Raw genomic sequence first — 19,481 nt, forward strand, 5'->3', positions numbered from 1 at the left:
ACGCCGGCCAGACCGACCCGACGGCAGGCTTGTTGTCACCGACTGGGCGGCATGCCCTTGTCGATTGCTCTGGCGAGTTGCTCCATGTGGGTGTCGAGCAACGGTTTGAGCGCGAGGTAGTACGGGTGTTTGTCGGGTTCCCTGAGCCAGTGGCAGATGTTATGCCGTTGTCTGCTCCAGACGGCATGGAGTTCCGGGTCGTCAGCAATGTGCGGTGGGGAGGGCGCGAGTTCGTGTTCGCCTTCGGTGATCCCGGTCCAGATGTAGACCTGACGGCCAGGCGTTTCCGGTCGTCGTTGAGGGACGCGCGGTGTCCGGGCAGGACCGGGAGTGCAGTGACCATGCGCTGCCAGGCGTGCGGTTCGAGAACCCAGGAGTTCAGCGCTTCGCGCCGCCGTCGGTAGTCGACCAGGGGCGTTGCGTGGAGGTCGGCGGTGATGGCGTCGAGGGCCAGCTCGAAGTCGTGCAGCATGCTGTGGGAGCGAAGGTAGTGGTTCAGCTTGCCCGTGAAGCCGAGGTTCTTGCCGGGAGCGCTGATGCCGAGGAACTGGGCGGCTTCGTCGAGGGTGCCGCCTTGCGCGCAGCGGACGAGGAAGACGGACGCGTTGCGACCGACGCATCTTGGACTACTCGACTCTCCGACCCCTCCCACAGGGGTATCCCGTGACCTGGAGCAACCACGGCGAGGACGCTGAAGTTGTGCTCACTCCGGAGTCGTTCCGCCCGAACGTACCCTGGACGAGCGACCAAGACGACTACGTGATCATCGCGAGGGATCCCCAGGCCAGTTCGGTGGAGGTCTCGTGGGAACTCACCGAGGACGGCAACGACGCCGTGACCAGTGGTGAGCTCCGGGTACCCACCGAGCCCCTCGTCGACGCGGCCGACCTGTTCAAGTCGGTCTTCCTCGGCAAGGACTAGCAAGCTCCCAGGAACCGCCGCCCGGCCTCAGAAGACTGGCGCGGCAGATTAGGCCGCGAACTCCCTGGATGACCCCTCGCTCGCTGGAGCGATGTCGCCGGGGTTTGTTCTTTCCAGGGCGTGCCCGGGTGTCCGTATCCCGGACCTGAACGAGATAAGCGAGAGCGTCGCGACGTGCTGGGCGTTGCGGGTCGCCGCGACGACGAGCGGCACACAGCCCAGCAGCACGAGGCCGAGGCGGGCAGTCGCGAGCCAGAGCAACTTGCGTCAGCTGGACCGTGTACCGACCACTACGCAATCAGCATGAACCAGCAAGCGCCCCGCCAGGCCGAAGCCTGACGGGGCGCTTGTGCGAGACTCTGGTGCGACGGCCGTTGGCAGCGGGTCAGCGACCAGATCCTCCGACATCCGAGCCGATCAGCTCATCAACCGACAAGTTGGCGCAGCACGTACTGCATGATGCCGCCGTTGCGGTAGTAGTCGGCCTCACCGGGGGTGTCGATGCGGACGACCGCGTCGAACTCGACACCGGTGTCGGTGGTGACCTTGACCGTACGCGGGGTGGTGCCGTTGTTGAGCTCCTCGACGCCGGTGAAGTCGAAGGTCTCCTCGCCGGTCAGACCGAGGGCCTCGGCGGACGCGCCCTCCGGGAACTGGAGCGGGAGCACGCCCATGCCGATGAGGTTGGAGCGGTGGATGCGCTCGTACGACTCGGCGATGACGGCCTTGACGCCGAGCAGCGCGGTGCCCTTGGCGGCCCAGTCACGGGACGAGCCGGAACCGTACTCCTTGCCGGCCAGGACGACCAGCGGGATGCCCTGCTCGATGTAGTGGCGCGAGGCGTCGTAGATGAACGACACCGGGGCGCCCTCGACGGTGAAGTCGCGGGTGTAGCCGCCTTCCGTCCCCGGCGCGATCTGGTTGCGCAGGCGGATGTTGGCGAACGTACCGCGGATCATGACCTCGTGGTTGCCTCGGCGGGAGCCGTAGCTGTTGAAGTCACGACGCTCCACACCGTGCTCGGTGAGGTACTTGCCGGCCGGGGTGTCGGCCTTGATGGCACCGGCGGGCGAGATGTGGTCCGTCGTCACCGAGTCGCCCAGCTTGGCCAGGACCCGGGCGCCGGAGATGTCGGAGACCGGGGTGGTCTCCATCGTCATGCCCTCGAAGTACGGGGGCTTGCGGACGTACGTCGACTGCGGGTCCCACTCGAAGGTGTTGCCGGTCGGGATCGGCAGCGCCTGCCACTGGGCGTCGCCCGCGAAGACGTCCTGGTAGGACTTGTTGAACATGTCCTCGCCGATGGCGTTGGCCACGACGTCGTTGACCTCGGCCTCGGAGGGCCAGATGTCCTTCAGGAAGACCGGGTTGCCGTCCTGGTCGATGCCCAGGGCGTCCTTGGTGATGTCCACCTTCATGGAGCCGGCGAGGGCGTACGCGACGACCAGCGGCGGGGACGCCAGGTAGTTCATCTTGACGTCGGGGTTGATACGGCCCTCGAAGTTCCGGTTGCCGGAGAGGACCGAGGTGACGGCGAGGTCGTGGTCGTTGACGGCCTTGGAGACCTCCTCCGGCAGCGGGCCGGAGTTGCCGATGCAGGTGGTGCAGCCGTAGCCGACGAGGTTGAAGCCGACCTTGTCGAGGTAGGGGGTGAGGCCCGCCTTGTCGAAGTAGTCGGTGACGACCTTCGAACCCGGGGCGAGGGTGGTCTTGACCCACGGCTTGCGGGTCAGGCCCTTCTCGACCGCCTTCTTGGCCACCAGCGCGGCGGCGACCATGACGTACGGGTTGGAGGTGTTGGTGCAGGAGGTGATCGCGGCGACGGTCACGGCACCGTGGTCGATCTCGTACGTCGAGCCGTCGGGGGCGGTGACGGTGACCGGGTTGGACGGCACGCCGTTGGGCGCGACAGCCGGGGAGTCGGAGGCCGGGAAGGACTCCTTGCCCGACTCGTCCACGGTGTCGACGTAGTTGAGGACGTCCGACTTGAACTGCTCGGCGGCGTTCGCGAGGACGATGCGGTCCTGCGGGCGCTTCGGGCCGGCGATCGACGGGACGACCGTGGAGAGGTCGAGCTCCAGCTTCTCGGAGAAGTCCGGCTCGGCCTTCGGGTCCAGCCAGAGGCCCTGCGCCTTGGCGTACGCCTCGACCAGCGCGAGCTGCTGCTCGGAGCGGCCGGTGAGCTTCAGGTACTTGATGGTCTCGTCGTCGATCGGGAAGATCGCGGCGGTGGAGCCGAACTCCGGCGACATGTTGCCGATGGTGGCGCGGTTGGCGAGGCTCGTGGCCGCCACACCCTCGCCGTAGAACTCGACGAACTTGCCGACGACACCGTGCTTGCGGAGCATCTCGGTGATGGTGAGCACGAGGTCGGTGGCGGTGGTGCCGGGGGTGAGCTCACCGGTCAGCTTGAAGCCGACGACGCGCGGGATGAGCATCGAGACCGGCTGGCCGAGCATGGCGGCCTCGGCCTCGATACCGCCGACGCCCCAGCCCAGCACACCGAGGCCGTTGACCATGGTGGTGTGCGAGTCGGTGCCGACGAGGGTGTCGGGGTAGGCCTGGCCATTACGCACCATGACCGTACGGGCCAGGTGCTCGATGTTGACCTGGTGGACGATGCCGGTGCCGGGCGGGACGACCTTGAAGTCGTCGAAGGCGGTCTGGCCCCAGCGCAGGAACTGGTAGCGCTCGCGGTTGCGGCCGTACTCCAGCTCGACGTTCTGCGCGAAGGCCTCGTTGGTGCCGAACTTGTCGGCGATGACCGAGTGATCGATGACCAGCTCGGCCGGGGAGAGCGGGTTGACCTTCGCCGGGTCGCCGCCGAGCGCCTTGACGGCCTCACGCATGGTGGCGAGGTCCACGACACAGGGCACGCCCGTGAAGTCCTGCATGATCACGCGGGCCGGCGTGAACTGGATCTCCTGCGACGGCTGGGCCTGCGAGTCCCAGCCGCCGAGGGCGCGGATGTGGTCGGCGGTGATGTTCGCGCCGTCCTCGGTGCGGAGGAGGTTCTCCAGCAGCACCTTCAGGCTGTACGGAAGGCGGGCCGAGCCTTCCACCTTGTCCAGCCGGAAGATCTCGTACGACTCGTCGCCCACCTGCAGCGTGCTGCGGGCGTCGAAGCTGTTCGCCGACACGACAGTCTCCTTCTTTGATGTGCGCGTTCCCACCGCATCCTGCCGCCACGACGTCTTGGCCGATCCGCTAAGGTAAGGCTAAGTTAGGTAACCCTTAGTGCCAGACCGATGAGCGCGTGCGGCTGCGGTACGCCTCGGCAGATATCTCGATGTCGAGATAACTCTAGTACATGAGGGCGGAATGGTCATGCCCAGGCCTCCTGCGCTGACTCGGTTCAGTTCAGGATCTTCCGCAGTACGTCCCACTGCAACGGGCCGAATCGGTAGTACGACCCGACGTTGAACCACTCGCCGTCGGGTGACCACTTGACGATCGAGATGCTGAAGCGATCGCCTTCGTACGTGTACGGAGTGCCGGTCACGAACCGTACGATCTCCGGCTCCACCCGGGGCCGGACGACTGCCAGATCGAGGCTGCGGGCGAAGCTGATCCGCTCGATCCGTCCGGAGTCCCAGCCCAGCGTGACGTAGGCCCGGAACGTCTTCCGTGCGGATTCCACCAGTTCTTCGTCGGGTTCCGGCAGCCCGAGGTCGCGAAGGATCGACGAGACGGTCGCCGCCTCCAGGCCGGCCGGAAACGTGAAGTAGGCGTTCACGGTCCGGTTCGTGTAGTCGATCGAGATCATCGCGACGTCGTCCAGGCCGTGCCGGGCGAAGAAGTCGGCGTTCTCACCCAGCGCACGGGGCATGGAGGAGATGGCGGCGAGCTGGGACACTCCCTGCACGTCGCGGGGGAAGTGCACATAGATCTTGTGGAAGCCGCCCAGAACCGCGAAGTCGATGAGGAACTCGTCGACGGAGCAGTGCTTGCGGAGGTCCGAGAGCAGTGCGCCCACGGGATGGTCGGTCGGCGGCACGAGCCCGTGCGCCAGCGCATGGGCGTAGGGATCGTCGATCGCTCGGGGCACCTGGATGGTGAGATCGAGATCTCCCGCGTGTCCTTCGCCGGCCGAGGCGCTGAAGATGATCCCGCCCTCGAACGGCTCGAACGCGTTCAGGATCGGCCGGACCGTGTCCGGCGAGCAGCGCAGGTCGAGCAGGCCGGCGGCTTCCTCGATGGCCGAGTACACCGTTTCCACATCGACTTCCCCATTGACCGGTCCGGACATTCCGTTCTCCCAAGCGTCGTTGTTCAGCGTGTGAAAATCCCGGCGACCGCTGTCTCGCAGCCGCCGGGATTTCCAGGGGGAACCGTTCTGCTCGAAGTCGCCGTCGCGTGTCAGGCAGCGGCGCCCTTCTGGGTCAGCAGATCGGCGGCCTTGGCGGCGGTCCCGGCGGTGGCCAGTTCGTCTCCGGCCACCTGGACGCCGTACCGCTTCGTCAGGATGACGCTCAGCTCGATCAGGACCAGGGAGTCCAGGTCGAGACTGTGGAACTGCGTGTCGGCAGTCGTTTCGGCGGGGACGTCGAAGTGCGTCCTGAGAAGGTCGAGCACTGCTTCGGGCTCGAGGGAGATGCGGCTCGTCATGGCGTTTCCTTTCGGGGTACGACGGCTGTCAGGTGAGGGTGATCTCCGGCCAGGTGAGCGCGGCGGAACCCCACGTCAAACCGGCCCCGAACGAGGTCAGCAGCAGCCGGTCACGGGGCTGGAACCGGCCCTGGTCGGCAGCGTCGGCCAGGGCCAGCGGGATGGAGGCGGCCGAGGTGTTGCCCACCTGCTCGATATGGGTGACCACGCGCGATCTGTCCACGCCCAACTGCCGGGCCAGCGCATCCAGGATGCGCAGATTCGCCTGGTGGCCCACCACATGGTCGACCTGATCGACCCTCCAGCCCGCCCGGGTGAGCGCGACCGCCGAGGACTGTGCCATCCGGCGGACCGCGTGCACGAAGACCTCCTTGCCGTCCATACGGATGTACTGGTCGTCCGGGTGCGGCGCACGGTCGGTGGAGCGGTGCCGGGAGCCGTTCCCCGGCAGGGCGACCAGGTCCTTGAAAGCGCCGTCCGAGCCCAGGTCCACGCTCTGGACCGCACCGGCCTCGTCGCTGGTTCCGCGGCGCAGCACCGCGGCACCGGCACCGTCGCCGAAGATCACCGCCGTACTGCGGTCGGCGGGGTTGAGGAAGGGGCGGAACGTCTCCGCACCGATGACGAGAACACGCTCGGCGTACCCGGCCACCAGGGCGGCGGACGCGGTGGCGAGCGCGTACACGAACCCTGAGCAGCCGGCCGCCACGTCCAGGGCGGCGACCGGGCCGAGGCCCAGGCGGGCGGCCACGTCCGGTGCGGTGGCGGGGATCTGCTGGTCGGGAGTGGCAGTGGCCACGACCACCATGCCGATGTCGTCGGGTGCACCGGCTCCGGCCGACTTCAGTGCCCGGTGGCCCGCCTCGACGGCGAGGTCGCTGGTGGCCACGCCGGGATCGGCCCAGTGCCGCTTCCGGATACCGGTGCGCTGGACGATCCATGCGTCGCTGGTGTCCATACGGCGGGAGAGTTCCTCGTTGGTCACGGTGCGCGGCGGCACATAGCCGCCCAGTCCGGCGAGGACGGCAGCGGGCGCGCTCACCGCCTCTCATCTCCCCGGCTGCCGTTCCGCGCGGGCGAGTTGAGAAGATGCGCGACGCCGACCCGGGTCCGTACGCCGTGCAGGGCTCCGACCACCTCGGCCGACCGCCATGTTCCGGACGGGGTGGGCAGCAACCGGGCCTGCTCCAGACGGGCCGTCACCTTGCCGTCGGACCGGGCCGGTGCGGTGCCGTCGGCCGTGATGCGGGCCCGTCGCATCCAGAGGTTGTTGCTGTGTACACGCTCGACCCCGTCGAGCGTGTAGAGCAGGACCTGACCGAGCTGCATGGCGGTGACCAAAGCATCGATCATGGTGGCCGGGGCGTCGTCCTGGGCGGCCTCCGCCCCGTCCGGGACCAGCGCGACCCGGGCGGTCGCCCGCAGGTCGTCCTCGTTGTCGCCCGTCAGGTTCACGCCGGTGAGCAACTGTTGCCGCGCACCATGCCGAACGCCGTAGGGCGCGTCGTTCCAGGGGCCGGGCAGTTCCTCCGCCAGGTAGTAGGTCCGGCGGGTGCCGATCGGGTGAGAGCCCGCGGCGTGCCGGGCGTGCACGCGAGCCGACAGCGAGCCGACACGGCAGTCCAGGGTGGTCGACCACTCCTCGCCGCGCGTCTCGGCGGCGACCAGCCGACCGCTCACCGGCAGCTCCGCCAAGCCCTCCTCGTCCGGGCTGGAACCGGCCTTCATGTCGACCGACCGCACCTCGAACCGGGCGTCGGGGGAGAGGCCGTACGTGTGGGCCGCGTACAGACCGGTGAGCCGGGCGGCGAAGAGCATCACATCGATGGAGCTGAGATGAGGTTTCTGGTTCTGGTCGCCTTTGCGGGACCACAGGCCCGGAATGGCGACATGGGCCGTGGCCTCGATACCCGAAGCGTCGTCGGCTCCCGGCGATATCGTGAGATCGGTCAGCGAGTGTTCGACCCGTTTGAATCCCTCGCCGAGGAATCTGCTCTCTCGTGGGCCGAGGACATCGTCGATGGACGCGAGTTCCAGGGATGGCACGGGGTACTCCTGTTCCCGCCGATGAACCGCCTCCGAGTTCAGCTGGAGGAGCGCTCGGCGCGCTCGCCGCTGAATGGGATGAAGGCTTCGGCGATCGCGTAGCTGTCTTCGTACATGTGGTATCGGGTGATCTGTCCGTCCACTACGGAGAAGTGCAGCGCGTAGGCGTTGGCGAACGTCTTTCCGGTGGCCAGGACGCCGAAGACGGACTCGGCCGTGACCACCGCGTGCTGTCCGTCGACCATGCGGGCGTGCAGCGTGAAACTCTGCGGCGCGGTCAGCACTTCGGGGAAGGTCTCGAAGAATTCGGCGATCTCCCGCCGGGTGGACCTGGTGCCGGTCCAGGGCACGTGCGGGCTTCCGGCCACCCGGAAGTCCACCCGGTCGGCGAACAGCTCGAGCAGGCCGGGCAGATCGCCGGAGGCGTACCTCTCGAAGAACGCGTCCACGGTCGCCCCGGTGGTGGTCGGCTGCGCTGTCGTCATGTCGACTCGCTCCGTCTGTCGGTTACTTGGCGGGAAGGGCGCTACTCGGCGGACAGGGCGGCACGCCCCGCGAGGTGGATCGCCGTCAACTGGGCGACGCGCTCGCCGAGGTGCTCGGCGGTGGCGATGTCGGCCTTGTGCACGGCGTCGGCGGGGAGGTCGCCCGGGGTGGTTGCGGCGGCGCCGTTGAAGTAGCCGAGCCGGTTCAGGTCGCTCTCGCTCTCGTGGCTGAGGTGCCAGCCGGGGAGCAGGCCGAGGCTGACCCAGATCATCCCGTGCTGGGCGCCGAGGGTCGCGAAGTAGCCGAGGGTGGAGTCCTTGTCACCCGCCTTGCAGGCGCCGATGGTGAACCCCGACCCGAGCTTGTCCTTCCAGGCCTGCCGTGCCCAGCGCTTGTTGGTCGACTCCGCGAAGGTGTGGAACTTTCCCGACGCCGACCCCATGTAGGTGGGCGCCCCGAAGACGATCGCGTCGGCGTTGTCGAGGGTCTCCCACTTGGCGTCATCCATGGCGTCGACGGTCACCATGGTCACTCCGGCGCCCACGGCCTCGGCACCGACTCGGACGGACTGCGCCAGTACATCGGTGTGGCCCCTGCCGGAGTGGTAGGCGACGGCGATGGTCGGCGGCTTTTCCATCGGGTGTTCTCCTTTGGTCGTGAGGGCAGTTCACGCGCGTGCCGGCACCCGCTCGTGCTCCATTCGGAAGTCCTGCCGGCCGTAGTCGTGTCGGGCCCGCTCGATGGCCTCTGTGGTGCTCATGACGGGCGTCCAGTCGAAGATCCGGGCGATGGCCTCGATGCGTTCCGCCATGGAGCCGCTGACCACGTGGCAGGGAATTTCCAGCTCGTCCAGCGTGGCGAGCAGCATCTTGTCGACGGTCGCGCGGAAGTCGTTGTTCATCGGCCGGTGGCCGTCCGCGGCGATCGGCAGTTCGTGGCGCAGGTGGACATAGGCGTCGTAGGTGGCCTTGACGTGCTGCTTGAAGGCGTGCCCGTACTGCTCGACGACCTTGCCGAAGAAGGCCATCTCCTCCGGCGTCACCGTCGCCGGGCCGCCCTCGTTCCCGGCGTCGGCGTTGGGATTCATGCCGTACCGGAGCCGGGCCGCGCCGTAGAGCCATTCCTGGAGGGAGGACCCGTCGGAGATGAAGTGATCCCCGAGCAGGGCTTCCTGTACGGCGCGGCCGGTGTGGCGGCGCATGGTGAGCTGGAGGAACTGCGCCGGCGTCACGTCCGCGAGCTTCACGCCCGGCAGAGCCTCCGGCATGATCTCCCTGATCGTCCGGGCGAGCGAGCGGGGTACACCGGTGTAGTACGACAGTGCCATCACCGTCGACGTCTTGCCTGAGGAGTAGGTTCCGGACACGGATATCTTCACGGGCATCTCCACTTTCCGGCAGCGCGTTGCAGGTCGCATGGCACTGCCGCATACGGCGAGAGATCGGGAAAGGGGATATCGCAAAAGCTGGATGAGGCAATTCCGCCGGAAAGCCGAGCGGCGAGAAATCAGGCAGCAGGCCCGCATCAGATGGTCACGGCCATGGCCGGAGTCGGCGAACGCTCAGAAGATCACAATCCGCTGCCACAGGACTGTTTTTGGGCAGGGAAGGCGTCCAAAAAGAGTGACACGGATGACAACTCCGCACCAAGAGTGGCCAGGAGTGAGGTGAGTCACACCAACTGCCGCCGTGTCCACCGGAGTTCACACCGGACAGCCGCGCAACCGCACCGTACGGGCCGGTCCCGTGACAGCGACCGGCTTCGAGGAACCGGTCGAGTTCGCCCATCAGTGCGCGAAGTCGGGGTATCCGAGGTGAACCGGGACCACCCGGCCTTTCCCGAAGGGAGACGCTGATGCCGCTCACATTCCGCAAGAGTTTCCGGATCCTGCCGGGGGTGCGACTGAACATCAACCGGCGCTCGTGGTCCATCACGACCGGTGGCGGGCGCGGCCCCCGGCACACACGCAGCAGCACAGGACGTCGTACGACATCAGTGGATTTGCCCGGACCTTTCGGGTGGCGGCGTACCCGTACCACTCGGCGGCGTTGACGAGCCGTCACCCGAATGGCCCCCTCAACGGGCGCCATCTCATATCTGAGATAACCTCAACCTCATGGCAGACGACTACCTCGTACGCATCGGCAAGCTCATCCGTGACGCCCGGCAACACCGGGGCTGGACGCAGTCACAACTCGCCGAGGCGCTCGGCACCAGTCAGAGTGCGGTGAACCGCATCGAGCGGGGCAACCAGAACATCAGCCTTGAGATGATCGCCCGCATCGGTGAGGCGCTGGACAGCGAAATCGTGTCTCTGGGTTACGCGGGCCCGATGCATCTGCGGGTGGTCGGCGGTCGTCGGCTGTCCGGCTCCATCGACGTGAAGACCAGCAAGAACGCGTGCGTGGCACTGCTGTGCGCCTCGCTGCTCAACAGCGGGCGCACGGTGCTGCGTCGGGTGGCGCGCATCGAGGAGGTGTACCGCCTGCTGGAGGTGCTGGGCTCGATCGGGGTGCGCACCCGCTGGATCAACGACGGGGTCGACCTGGAGATCGTGCCGCCGGCCGAGCTGGAGCTGGAGGCGATCGACGCCGAGGCGGCCCGCCGTACCCGCTCGATCATCATGTTCCTCGGTCCGCTGCTGCACCGTATGGACCGCTTCAAGCTGCCGTACGCGGGCGGTTGCGATCTGGGCACCCGGACCATCGAGCCGCACATGATCGCCCTGCGGCGCTTCGGGCTCGACATCGCCGCCACCGAGGGGCTGTACCACGCCCAGGTGGACCGGTCCGTCTCCCCCGTGCGGCCGATCGTGCTGACCGAGCGCGGGGACACGGTGACCGAGAACGCGCTGCTGGCCGCCGCGCGGCATGACGGCGTCACCGTCATCCGCAACGCGTCGTCCAACTACATGGTCCAGGACCTCTGCTTCTTCCTGGAGGCGCTCGGCGTCAAGGTCGAGGGCATCGGCACCACCACGCTCACCGTGCACGGCATGCCGACCATCGACGTCGACGTGGACTACTCCCCCTCCGAGGACCCGGTCGAGGCGATGAGCCTGCTGGCCGCCGCCGTGGTGACGGAGTCGGAACTGACGGTGCGCCGGGTGCCGATCGAGTTCCTGGAGATCGAGCTCGCGGTGCTGGAGGAGATGGGCCTCGACCACGACCGGTCGGCGGAGTACGTCGCCGACAACGGCCGTACCCGGCTGGTGGACCTCACCGTCCGGCCCTCCAAGCTGGAGGCGCCCATCGACAAGATCCACCCGATGCCGTTCCCGGGCCTCAACATCGACAACGTCCCGTTCTTCGCGGCCATCGCCGCCGTCGCACAGGGCAAGACCCTCATCCACGACTGGGTCTACGACAACCGGGCCATCTACCTCACGGACCTCAACCGCCTCGGCGGCAGACTCCAGTTGCTCGACCCGCACCGCGTCCTGGTCGAGGGCCCCACCCGCTGGCGCGCCGCCGAAATGATGTGCCCGCCCGCCCTACGGCCCGCCGTGGTCGTGCTGCTGGCGATGATGGCGGCGGAAGGGACGTCCGTGCTGCGGAACGTGTATGTCATCAACCGGGGGTACGAGGATCTGGCGGAGCGGCTCAACTCTGTGGGGGCGCAGATCGAGATCTTCCGGGACATCTGAGGGACGGATGCCGCCGCACCCCGCTTGACCTGCATCAATGCCGGTCAGGAAAGGGTGCGGCGGCACTTCTGGTACTTCTCTGGGACTTGGGCCCGGACCGGACTTCCACCGACCGGTGTGGCTCCGCGAAGACCCCGTCGATGGCGGTGCTGCCGCGTGCACCCGCGCGGGGCAGGAAGTGCGGGAGACGTCCGACTCGCCAGCCTCCAGCTACTCGGAGGCGTAGAAGTGGCGCAGGGAATGGTAGCCGCGTTCCCGGGGTGGCTGGCCGCGCCGGCGACTGGACCGGGTGCGGGCCGATAAGGCCCACGGGTCCCGAGCCAACCGCGACTACCTGCGCAAACGCGGAATCCGCTGCACGATCCCGGAGAAGTCCGACCAGATCCGCAACCGCAAGAAGTTGGGCGCCCGCGGCGGTCGTCCGTCGAAGTTCGACAAGGACGACTACCGCGAGCGCCACGCTGTCGAGTGCGGGATCAATCGCCTCAAGCGCCACCGAGCGGTGGCCACGAGATACGACAAGCTCGCCGTCCGCTACGAGGCCACCGTCACCATCGCCGTCATCAACGAGTGGCTCTGACCTTGCTCGCCAGCCTCGGTTAGCGAGAAATGCGGTATCGCTGCAGGTAGCCAGACACTTAGCCTCTGGCGCATGCATCAGCCACGAAGGCGCGACCGGCGCCTGGCTCGCCGTGCGCCGTCGGAGCCGGCCCAGCGTGAAGCGTTCCGGCTCACAGTGGGCGCTGATGTGGTCCTGGTTGGCTACTTCTCTGCGAAGCAGAAGGACTTCGAAGCGCTCATGGCGTCGGCAGCGACGGAACTGGCAGCGCACGGCGCTCGGGTCGTCGTGCAGATCGTGCAACGACGAGGCGTCTCGGACGGCGGGGTCCAGAAGATGGGCCTGCCCTACTCCTCGCGGACTCTGCTGAGCTACGGAAAAGTCCGCGAGGTGGCTCAGGCCTGTGACCAGGTCAAAGCTGACGCAGTGATCTTCGTTGCCACCTTGACCGAGCGCCAGCAGCGCACGCTGACAAACATGTTTGGCCGCCCTGCTGTGAGTCTTGCCGACATCCTCTCCGCCGACTGACCACTCGCATGAGGCAGGCTTTGAAACAGGCCCTAGTTGCCCTCCGGTTGGGACAAACTCCGTGAGCCGTATCGGGATGTCTGGGTACGTTTTCACAGCCTGCCGGAGTCGAAGCGGTACCCGGAGGGCGAGAGCGAGTACACCGTCGTCCTGGAGCGTTACAACACCGTCCTCGATGAGTTGTTCGCTGGTGCGGACGTGTACGTGATCACTCCGCTCTGGACGACCGAAGCCGAGATGCCGTCATCGCAACCCGTCACGGGGTATGGGCAGAGCCTGCTGGTGAAGGACGATCCTGACCCTGAGTTCCGCACGTGCCACCTCTTCGCCGCCCGCCGGCCCTGGCGGCGAGGCTGCATCGACGAGTCCCTCCGAGACATCGCCGACGACAAGGGGGCGGGAATCCTCATCACCGACACCCGCATGCAGCGCATCCACCACCCCTACGACGGTGGCGCCGACGCCTTCCTCGCCACCTCCGAGGAACGGGACCGGATGCGCGATCGGTATGGCGACTGGCTTTCCAGTCATCCCGCGGGTCTCTGACCGGCTCGGATCGCCGCCCCGCTCAGAATGGTCTTCACCGCGAGTACCGGGTTGAGAGGCTCCACGAGTTCCTTGGTGGCAACGGCCACGAGGCGTGCGGGCGCATCACCGTCCAGCAACGCGCTCACGTATTCGATGGCCTCCGCAGGCGAGAGCACAGGCAGCCTCTGGCGCAGTGTCCGCACAGCGTGCATGCGTCCGCGCGTAGCGGCGACTCCGCATAGCGCCTCGTGCAGTTCGTCTACTGCGGTGCTCACCGGCAGCCCACGTATCCGGGCTCGGTAGTCGTCCTCCCACGCTCCGGTTACCGCGGAGACGACGCCGATCTGGTGCAGGCCGCCGTCGACACGGTCGACCAGGTACGGCCCGTTGCCAGCCAGCATGAACTCCGAGTTCTGGGTGCGTACGAACTGCTCGGAGGTCCAGGAGACGATCCACACCAGTTCGTGCTCCTCGACACGGACCACAGCCATCCTCACCGCGTCCGTGCTCACAGCCCGCCACTGCTGATAGTCGCGCTCCAGCTGTTCTTCGACGGCCCGAACGGCGGCTTCTCGCTCGATCACGCGTGCAGCATCCCGTACGGGCCCGGTTTCGACCAAGAGCCGGATTGCGGCCCGTAGTGCCTGCAAGATGAGCTTCAGTCGGGTTCGTTCACGCAAGTGAGCGAAGTCGCGCAGGAGTTCCGGGATAACTGAGGGGCGGACGCCGCGGGACCTTCCACAACTGTTTCGTGGAAGGATCCCGCCGTGTCATCGCTGTCGGCGGCGGATCAGAGCAGCTTGTCCTTCGCCTTGTAGTAGGCGCCGCCGAAGGGCAGGAACCAGGGGGTGCCGTTGTAGAAGGGGACGGGGACCTTGGGGAAGCCGAGGCCGCGTAGGGGGTTGGCCTCGGGCCTGCCGTCCATCATTTCGGCGACGGCGCGGCCCATGTAGGTGGCCATCTGGACGCCGTGGCCGCAGTAACCCATGGAGTAGTACAGGCCGTTGACGTCACCGGCGTGCGGGATGCGGTCCCAGGAGAAGCCGACCGTGCCGCCCCAGACGTAGTCGATGCGCGCCCCCGCGAGCTGCGGGAAGATCTCGGTCATCTCGCGCTTGAGGATGTCGCCGCTCTTGACGTCGGAGGCGGGGTTGGAGGGGGCGAAGCGGGCCCGGCCGCCGAAAGCGAGGCGGTTGTCCGGGGTGAGGCGGACGTAGTGGCCGACGTTCTTGTGGGCGACCAGCAGACGGCCGTTGGGGATGAGTTCCTTGGCGCGTGCCTCCCCCAGCGGCTCGGTGACGATGATGAAGCTGCCGACGTTGATCAGCCGCTTGCGGAACCACGGCATCGACTTGTCGGTATAGGCGTCCGTCGCCGCCATGACCTGCTTGGCGCGGATGGTGCCGTGCAGGGTCTCCACCACGAAGCCGCCGCCGGGGAGGCGGGTGAGGCCGGTGGCGGCGTTGCGCTCGTGGATCTCGGCGCCGGCCCGCTCGGCGGCGTCCGCCAGGCCGCCGACGAACTTGCCCACGTGCAGGCCCGCGCTGAGCGGGTCGAGCAGGGCGCCGTGGTAGTAGTCCGTGCCGAGCTCGGCCCGCAGTTCGCTCTTGCTCAGGACGATCGTCTCGTGGCCGAAGTTGTCGGCCAGGTCGCGCTGCTTGGCGCGCAGGCCCTCGAAGTGCCCGGGCTTGCAGACCGTGCCGAGGCGCCCGGAGCGGTGGAAGTCGCAGTCGATCTGCTCCCTGACCGTGAGCTCCTCGACCACGTCCACCGCCTCGCGGAACGCGTCGTACAGCTCGCGGGCCCGCTCCTGGCCGTAGCGCTTGCGGGCCTCGGCGGGGGCGATGGTGATGCCCTGGGTGCACATGCTGCCGTTGCGGCCGGAGGCGCCCGAGCCGACCTTGTCCTTCTCGACGAGGACGACCCTGGCCCCCTTGCGGGCGGCGTGGTAGGCGGTGGACAGCCCGGTGAGACCGCCGCCGATCACCACCACGTCCGCCTCGTCGGGCAGGTCCTTGCCGGAACGGTCGGGCAGGGCGGGGGCTGTGTCCAGCCAGTAGGGGATCTGCTTCATGGCGTGCGTCCTCACATACGTCGCTTGGGTCCGGGAGTGTCAGCAGCCGAGCAGCTTCGGCAGGCCCGACAGGTCGGGCAGCTCGTCGTACGGCTGGTAGTCGGCGCTGCCGAGGCGGCCGTAGCGGTTGATCCACACCCGGCGCTTCAGGCCGAGGTCGCGGGTCGGGATGTGGTCGTACTCCCAGCCCTGGGCGGTGTGGATGACCTGCGACGGCTCGACGCCCATGGTCTTGAAGGCGTACTCGAAGGTCTGGCGGTCCGGCTTGTAGGCGCCGGCCTGCTGGGCCGTGATGACGTAGTCGAAGTCGACGCCGATGTTCTGCACGTTGCGTGCGATCAGGTTGTCGTCCGTGTTGGAGATGATCGCGATCTCGTACTTGGTCTTCAGTGCGCGCAGCGCGTCCGGGACCTCCGGCCAGGGACCGAAGGTCGGGACGGCCTCGACGAGGGCGTCACCGTCGGACTCGCGGTACTCCAGGCCGTGCAGGCGCATGGCGTTGCGCAGGCTGGAGTGCAGGATCTCGTGGTACGGGCGGTAGGCCTCCAGGACGGCCTGGAAGCGCATGACGCGGAAGTCGTCCAGGAACTCGTCGACGTCCAGGTTGTCCAGGTCCAGACGGTCCTCGAGGACCTTCAGGGTCGTGGGGGCGAGTTCGAAGTTGATCAGGGTCGCATAGGCGTCGAAGGTGACGATCTCTCGCATGGTGTTCGCCTCAGTTTCGCGGGTTTCTAGAGGGGTTCGAGGGTTTAGACGACGCGTTCGCCGGGGGTGACGATCGCGTCGAGTGCGGCCAGGTCGGCCGGGCTCGGTATCCAGTCGGCCGCCGCCGCGTTGGCGGTGACCTGGTCGGGGGTCATGGCGCCGCAGATGACGGAGCCGACGGCGGGGAGGGCGGCCAGTGCGCCGACGGCTACCTGGAGGAGGGTCAGGCCGCGTTCGGCGCCGTACGCCGTCAGCGCCTCGGCCTTGTCGAGGGCCGCATCGGTGAGCCAGCCCTGCCGCCAGGACAGGCGGCTGCCGGGCGGGGGCTCCTCGCCGCGCCGGTACTTGCCGCTGAGCAGGCCGTTGGCCAGTGGGTAGTAGGGCAGCAGGCCGACGCCGTGGCGCAGGCAGGCCGGGATCAGGTCCCGCTCCACGCCTCGGTCGAGCAGGTGGTAGCGGGCCTGGGTGGAGACGAAGGCGTCGGTGAGGTCTTCGGCGGGGAGGTTGGAGCAGCCGAGGTGGCCGATCTTGCCCTCGTCGACCAGTTCGCGGAGCGCGGCGACCGTCTCCTCCAGCGGGGTTGTGCCGTCCGGCTCGTGGTACTGGTACAGGTCGATCCGGTCGGTGCCCAGGCGGCGCAGGGACGCCTCGACGGCGTACCGGATGTAGGGGCGGGAGCCGCGCGGGCCGTACCGGTCCGCCTCCGCTCCCATCTCCATGCCGAACTTGGTGGCCAGCACGACCTCGTCGCGGTGGCCCTTCAACGCCGCGCCCAGGAGCCGTTCGCCGTCACCGCGCCCGCCGTACATGTCGGCGGTGTCGAAGAGGGTGATCCCGGCATCAAGTGCCGTGTGTACGACGGCCGTTGTACCCTCCTCGTCGAGGCGGGAGCCGAAGTTGTTGCCGCCGACGCCCACCACGGAGACGGCCGGGCCGCGTTCACCGAGCGGGCGGTATCTCATGGCCGGCTCCCGAAGCCGATGCAGACGTTCTTGGTCTGCGTGTAGCTGTCGAGTGCCGCGAGGCCCTTCTCGCGGCCCCAGCCGCTGTGCTTGTAGCCGCCGAAGGGGAGTTCGACGCCGGTGCCGACGCCGGTGGCGTTGACGTATACCTGGCCGGCCCGGATGCCCTCGGCGAGCCGCATCGCCCTGTCGATGTCGCGGGTCCAGACGTACGAAGCCAGGCCGTACGGGCTGTCGTTGGCGATGTCCAGCGCCTCGTCGGCGTCGTCGAACTCGATGACGGTGATGACGGGGCCGAAGATCTCCTCGCGGGCGCACCGGGCGTCGTTGGTCAGGCCGGTGAGGACGGTCGGCTCGACGTAGTAGCCGTCGGCAAGGGCCGGGTCGGACGGCGCACCGCCGCCTGCCCGGGCCACGGCGCCCTCCTCGCGGGCCAGGTCCAGGTAGCCGAGCACCCGGTCGCGCTGCCGGGCGGCGACCAGCGGGCCGATGTCCGGGTCGGTGAGTCCCGGGCCGATGCTCAGCGAGGCGGCGTACGCGGTCAGTTTGTCCAGGAACTCCTCCGCGCCGCGCTGGAGCAGCAGCCGGGTGCCGGCCGAGCAGGTCTGGCCGGCGTTGCCGAAGGCCGAGGCGGCGACGGCGGTCAGCGCCAGATCGAAGTCGGCGTCGGCGAAGACGACGACCGGGGACTTGCCGCCCAGCTCGGTGACGGAGGGCACCACGTTGGCCGCGGCGGCCTGGGCGACCTTGATGCCGGTCGGCACCGAGCCGGTGAAGGTGACCTGGTCGATGTCCGGGTGGCCGGACAGGGCGGCTCCCGTCTCGCCGTCGCCGGGGACGACGTTCAGGACGCCTGGCGGCAGGCCGCACTCCAGGGCGATCCTGCCGATCTCCAGCGGGGTGAGCGGGGCTTCGGGGGACGGCTTGAGCACCACCGTGCAGCCCGCGGCGAGTGCCGGGGCGGACCCGCGAGCGGTGTTCTGGAGCGGGTAGTTGAACGGGATGATCTGGCCGGAGACGCCGATCGGCTCGCGGACCGTGTAGTCGATCAGGCCGGGCCCGAGGGGGATCGTCGTGCCGCCCAGCTTGTCGGCTACGCCCGCGTAGAACTCGAAGTAGCGGGCCGCCGCCTCGACATCGGCCTTGGCCTGGCGGAGCGGTTTGCCGACGTCCTGGCTCTCCAGGCGGGCCAGCCGTTCGCCCTGGTGGCGGATGGCCTCGGCGATCCGGTAGAGGATCCGGCCACGGTCGGCTGCCCGCATACGGGCCCACTCGGGGGACGTGAAGGCCGCGCGGGCCGCCGCCACCGCCTGGTCCACGTCCGCCTTACCGGCCAGCGCTACCCGTGTGAGGGCCTTCCCGTCCGACGGGTCGAGGACGGTGAAGGTGCGACCGTCGGCGGCGGGCACCTGCTTGCCGTCGATGAGAAGCAGCCGGGTGTCACCGCTCATGGCCGCATCTCCCCTTGGACCTCGCCGAAGATGACGACCTCGTCGCCCGGACGGACCGTACGGATGCGGCGCACCCAGAGCACGATGCCCTCCTGCGGGGCGAGGACCTCCTCCAGCGTGTTGCCGTAGTGGTCGGTGATGGTGGCGATCAGGTCGCCTTCCTTGCAGGTCTCCCCCGGCTCGGCGCGAGCGACGAAGAAGCCGCCGGCGGCGGAGCGGGCGAAGGTGCCCGAGACGGTGGTGTAGGTGTCGCGCAGCTCCACCTCACCGTCGGTCAGGCCGAGTTGGCGCAGGACGTTGCGGATCGAGTTCATGTGCGTCTCGACGTTGGCCTCGCGGTAGGTGCCGCCGCCGACCTCGATGGTGATGGCGGGCTTGCCGGCCTCGAGGGTCGGGTGGCGGACCGTGCCGCCCCACTTGCCGCCCTTCCAGACCAGCTCGTGCCCGGCGGCGAGGGCGAGGTCGGTCGCCAGGTCCTCGTAGCCGCCCTGGAGGATGACGAGCGGGGCGATCTCGCCGTAGGCGCCGCCGGTGTGCAGGTCGACCAGGGCGTCGATGGCGGGGACGACCTGCGCGACGAAGGTGGCGGCCAGGCGCTGGGAGTAGGAGCCCTCCGCGTCGCCGGGGAAGATGCGGTTGAGGTTGAGGTGGTCGATGCCGCTGGCGCGGGCGGCCGCCTCGAAGGCCGGGGTGTTCAGGCAGGGGATGCCGACGACGGTGCCGCGCAGGGTGGCCGGGTCGAGTTCGGCGAGGACCCGGCGGACGGCTTCCTGGCCGTCGTACTCGTCGCCGTGCACACCCGCGTCCACGCACAGGACCGGGCCGTCCTCGACGCCGTTGACGACGATCAGCGGGATGCCGAGTTCCACGCCGTAGCTGCTGGTGCCGACCGGGATGAGGCCCTGGGCGCGCTCGCCGGGGGCGACGGTCAGCGGACCGATGGAGTACATGTCGTTCCTTTCCGAAA

The 19,481-nt window shown here is 68.3% G+C and carries 21 protein-coding genes and 1 pseudogene; 8 read left to right on the top strand and 14 right to left on the bottom strand.

All coding sequences use genetic code 11. The features are described from left to right. The first annotated feature begins 355 nt into the window (after positions 1–355). Positions 356–667 carry a hypothetical protein gene (locus tag OG828_RS13325; RefSeq protein ID WP_328438040.1) on the top strand — a complete coding sequence of 104 codons (312 nt, stop codon included), beginning with the start codon at positions 356–358 and terminating at the stop codon, positions 665–667. Further along, on the top strand, positions 664–921 hold the full coding sequence (locus OG828_RS13330; RefSeq protein ID WP_328354813.1) for a hypothetical protein: 258 nt from the start codon (positions 664–666) through the stop codon (positions 919–921). The genes OG828_RS13325 and OG828_RS13330 overlap by 4 nt, the downstream gene beginning before the upstream one ends. A gap of 425 nt (positions 922–1,346) precedes the next feature. On the opposite strand, the gene acnA is transcribed toward OG828_RS13330, so the two are convergent. The 8 genes from acnA to OG828_RS13370 all read right to left on the bottom strand — a co-directional run bounded on the left by acnA (position 1,347) and on the right by OG828_RS13370 (position 9,445). Beyond that, positions 1,347–4,061: an aconitate hydratase AcnA gene (gene acnA, locus OG828_RS13335; RefSeq protein WP_328438041.1), complete on the bottom strand. Its 2,715-nt coding sequence runs from the start codon at positions 4,059–4,061 to the stop codon at positions 1,347–1,349. Between the two features lie 215 nt (positions 4,062–4,276). Beyond that, positions 4,277–5,170: an aromatic prenyltransferase gene (locus OG828_RS13340; RefSeq protein WP_328501247.1), complete on the bottom strand. Its 894-nt coding sequence runs from the start codon at positions 5,168–5,170 to the stop codon at positions 4,277–4,279. A gap of 110 nt (positions 5,171–5,280) precedes the next feature. Next, entirely contained in the window at positions 5,281–5,529 is a 249-nt protein-coding gene (locus OG828_RS13345; protein ID WP_210580934.1) for an acyl carrier protein, read from the bottom strand. 28 nt (positions 5,530–5,557) lie between these two features. Continuing rightward, positions 5,558–6,571: a beta-ketoacyl-ACP synthase III gene (locus OG828_RS13350; RefSeq protein ID WP_328438043.1), complete on the bottom strand. Its 1,014-nt coding sequence runs from the start codon at positions 6,569–6,571 to the stop codon at positions 5,558–5,560. Further along, positions 6,568–7,575 carry an AvrD family protein gene (locus tag OG828_RS13355; RefSeq protein ID WP_328501248.1) on the bottom strand — a complete coding sequence of 336 codons (1,008 nt, stop codon included), beginning with the start codon at positions 7,573–7,575 and terminating at the stop codon, positions 6,568–6,570. Before OG828_RS13355 ends, OG828_RS13350 begins: the two co-directional genes overlap by 4 nt. A 38-nt stretch (positions 7,576–7,613) precedes the next feature. Beyond that, positions 7,614–8,060 (bottom strand): nuclear transport factor 2 family protein, encoded by a 447-nt coding sequence (locus tag OG828_RS13360; RefSeq protein WP_328354829.1) that lies wholly within the window; start codon positions 8,058–8,060, stop codon positions 7,614–7,616. Between the two features lie 41 nt (positions 8,061–8,101). After that, positions 8,102–8,698 carry a flavodoxin family protein gene (locus OG828_RS13365; RefSeq protein WP_210580942.1) on the bottom strand — a complete coding sequence of 199 codons (597 nt, stop codon included), beginning with the start codon at positions 8,696–8,698 and terminating at the stop codon, positions 8,102–8,104. 30 nt (positions 8,699–8,728) lie between these two features. Beyond that, on the bottom strand, positions 8,729–9,445 hold the full coding sequence (locus OG828_RS13370) for an AAA family ATPase (RefSeq protein WP_443060131.1): 717 nt from the start codon (positions 9,443–9,445) through the stop codon (positions 8,729–8,731). A gap of 304 nt (positions 9,446–9,749) precedes the next feature. Here OG828_RS13370 and OG828_RS13375 point away from each other — a divergent pair, with 304 nt between their 5' ends. The 6 genes and pseudogenes from OG828_RS13375 (at position 9,750) to OG828_RS13400 (ending at position 13,340) form a co-directional block, all read left to right on the top strand. Further along, positions 9,750–9,878 (top strand): hypothetical protein, encoded by a 129-nt coding sequence (locus OG828_RS13375; RefSeq protein ID WP_282615222.1) that lies wholly within the window; start codon positions 9,750–9,752, stop codon positions 9,876–9,878. Between the two features lie 37 nt (positions 9,879–9,915). Beyond that, positions 9,916–10,113 (top strand): DUF4236 domain-containing protein, encoded by a 198-nt coding sequence (locus OG828_RS13380; RefSeq protein WP_210580946.1) that lies wholly within the window; start codon positions 9,916–9,918, stop codon positions 10,111–10,113. A 64-nt stretch (positions 10,114–10,177) separates the two neighbouring features. Continuing rightward, the gene (locus OG828_RS13385) at positions 10,178–11,707 is read left to right on the top strand and encodes a helix-turn-helix domain-containing protein (protein WP_210580948.1); all 1,530 of its coding nucleotides are present in this window, start codon (positions 10,178–10,180) and stop codon (positions 11,705–11,707) included. Positions 11,708–11,954: 247 nt separating this feature from the next. Further along, positions 11,955–12,287 (top strand): annotated as a pseudogene (locus tag OG828_RS13390) (transposase); the annotation flags it as partial. A 72-nt stretch (positions 12,288–12,359) separates the two neighbouring features. Beyond that, positions 12,360–12,794, top strand: a complete 435-nt coding sequence (locus OG828_RS13395) for a hypothetical protein (RefSeq protein ID WP_328501249.1) — start codon at positions 12,360–12,362, stop codon at positions 12,792–12,794. Positions 12,795–12,830: 36 nt separating this feature from the next. Then, positions 12,831–13,340 carry a DUF3885 domain-containing protein gene (locus tag OG828_RS13400; protein WP_328501250.1) on the top strand — a complete coding sequence of 170 codons (510 nt, stop codon included), beginning with the start codon at positions 12,831–12,833 and terminating at the stop codon, positions 13,338–13,340. Here the strand turns inward: OG828_RS13400 and OG828_RS13405 are convergent. The 6 genes from OG828_RS13405 to OG828_RS13430 all read right to left on the bottom strand — a co-directional run bounded on the left by OG828_RS13405 (position 13,322) and on the right by OG828_RS13430 (position 19,464). Beyond that, positions 13,322–13,906, bottom strand: a complete 585-nt coding sequence (locus OG828_RS13405) for a YrhB domain-containing protein (protein WP_328501251.1) — start codon at positions 13,904–13,906, stop codon at positions 13,322–13,324. The genes OG828_RS13400 and OG828_RS13405 overlap by 19 nt on opposite strands. Before the next feature lie 206 nt (positions 13,907–14,112). Next, positions 14,113–15,396 carry an NAD(P)/FAD-dependent oxidoreductase gene (locus tag OG828_RS13410; RefSeq protein ID WP_328501252.1) on the bottom strand — a complete coding sequence of 428 codons (1,284 nt, stop codon included), beginning with the start codon at positions 15,394–15,396 and terminating at the stop codon, positions 14,113–14,115. 39 nt (positions 15,397–15,435) lie between these two features. After that, positions 15,436–16,101 (bottom strand): haloacid dehalogenase type II, encoded by a 666-nt coding sequence (locus OG828_RS13415; RefSeq protein WP_328354890.1) that lies wholly within the window; start codon positions 16,099–16,101, stop codon positions 15,436–15,438. Positions 16,102–16,145: 44 nt separating this feature from the next. Then, positions 16,146–17,063, bottom strand: a complete 918-nt coding sequence (locus OG828_RS13420; RefSeq protein WP_328501253.1) for an aldo/keto reductase — start codon at positions 17,061–17,063, stop codon at positions 16,146–16,148. Further along, positions 17,060–18,514, bottom strand: a complete 1,455-nt coding sequence (locus OG828_RS13425) for an aldehyde dehydrogenase family protein (protein ID WP_328354896.1) — start codon at positions 18,512–18,514, stop codon at positions 17,060–17,062. The genes OG828_RS13420 and OG828_RS13425 overlap by 4 nt, the downstream gene beginning before the upstream one ends. Next, on the bottom strand, positions 18,511–19,464 hold the full coding sequence (locus tag OG828_RS13430) for a succinylglutamate desuccinylase/aspartoacylase family protein (RefSeq protein WP_328354899.1): 954 nt from the start codon (positions 19,462–19,464) through the stop codon (positions 18,511–18,513). Before OG828_RS13430 ends, OG828_RS13425 begins: the two co-directional genes overlap by 4 nt. Positions 19,465–19,481: the final 17 nt, after the last annotated feature.

The sequence above is a fragment of the Streptomyces sp. NBC_00457 genome (genome assembly GCF_036014015.1).
Classification (GTDB): domain Bacteria; phylum Actinomycetota; class Actinomycetes; order Streptomycetales; family Streptomycetaceae; genus Streptomyces.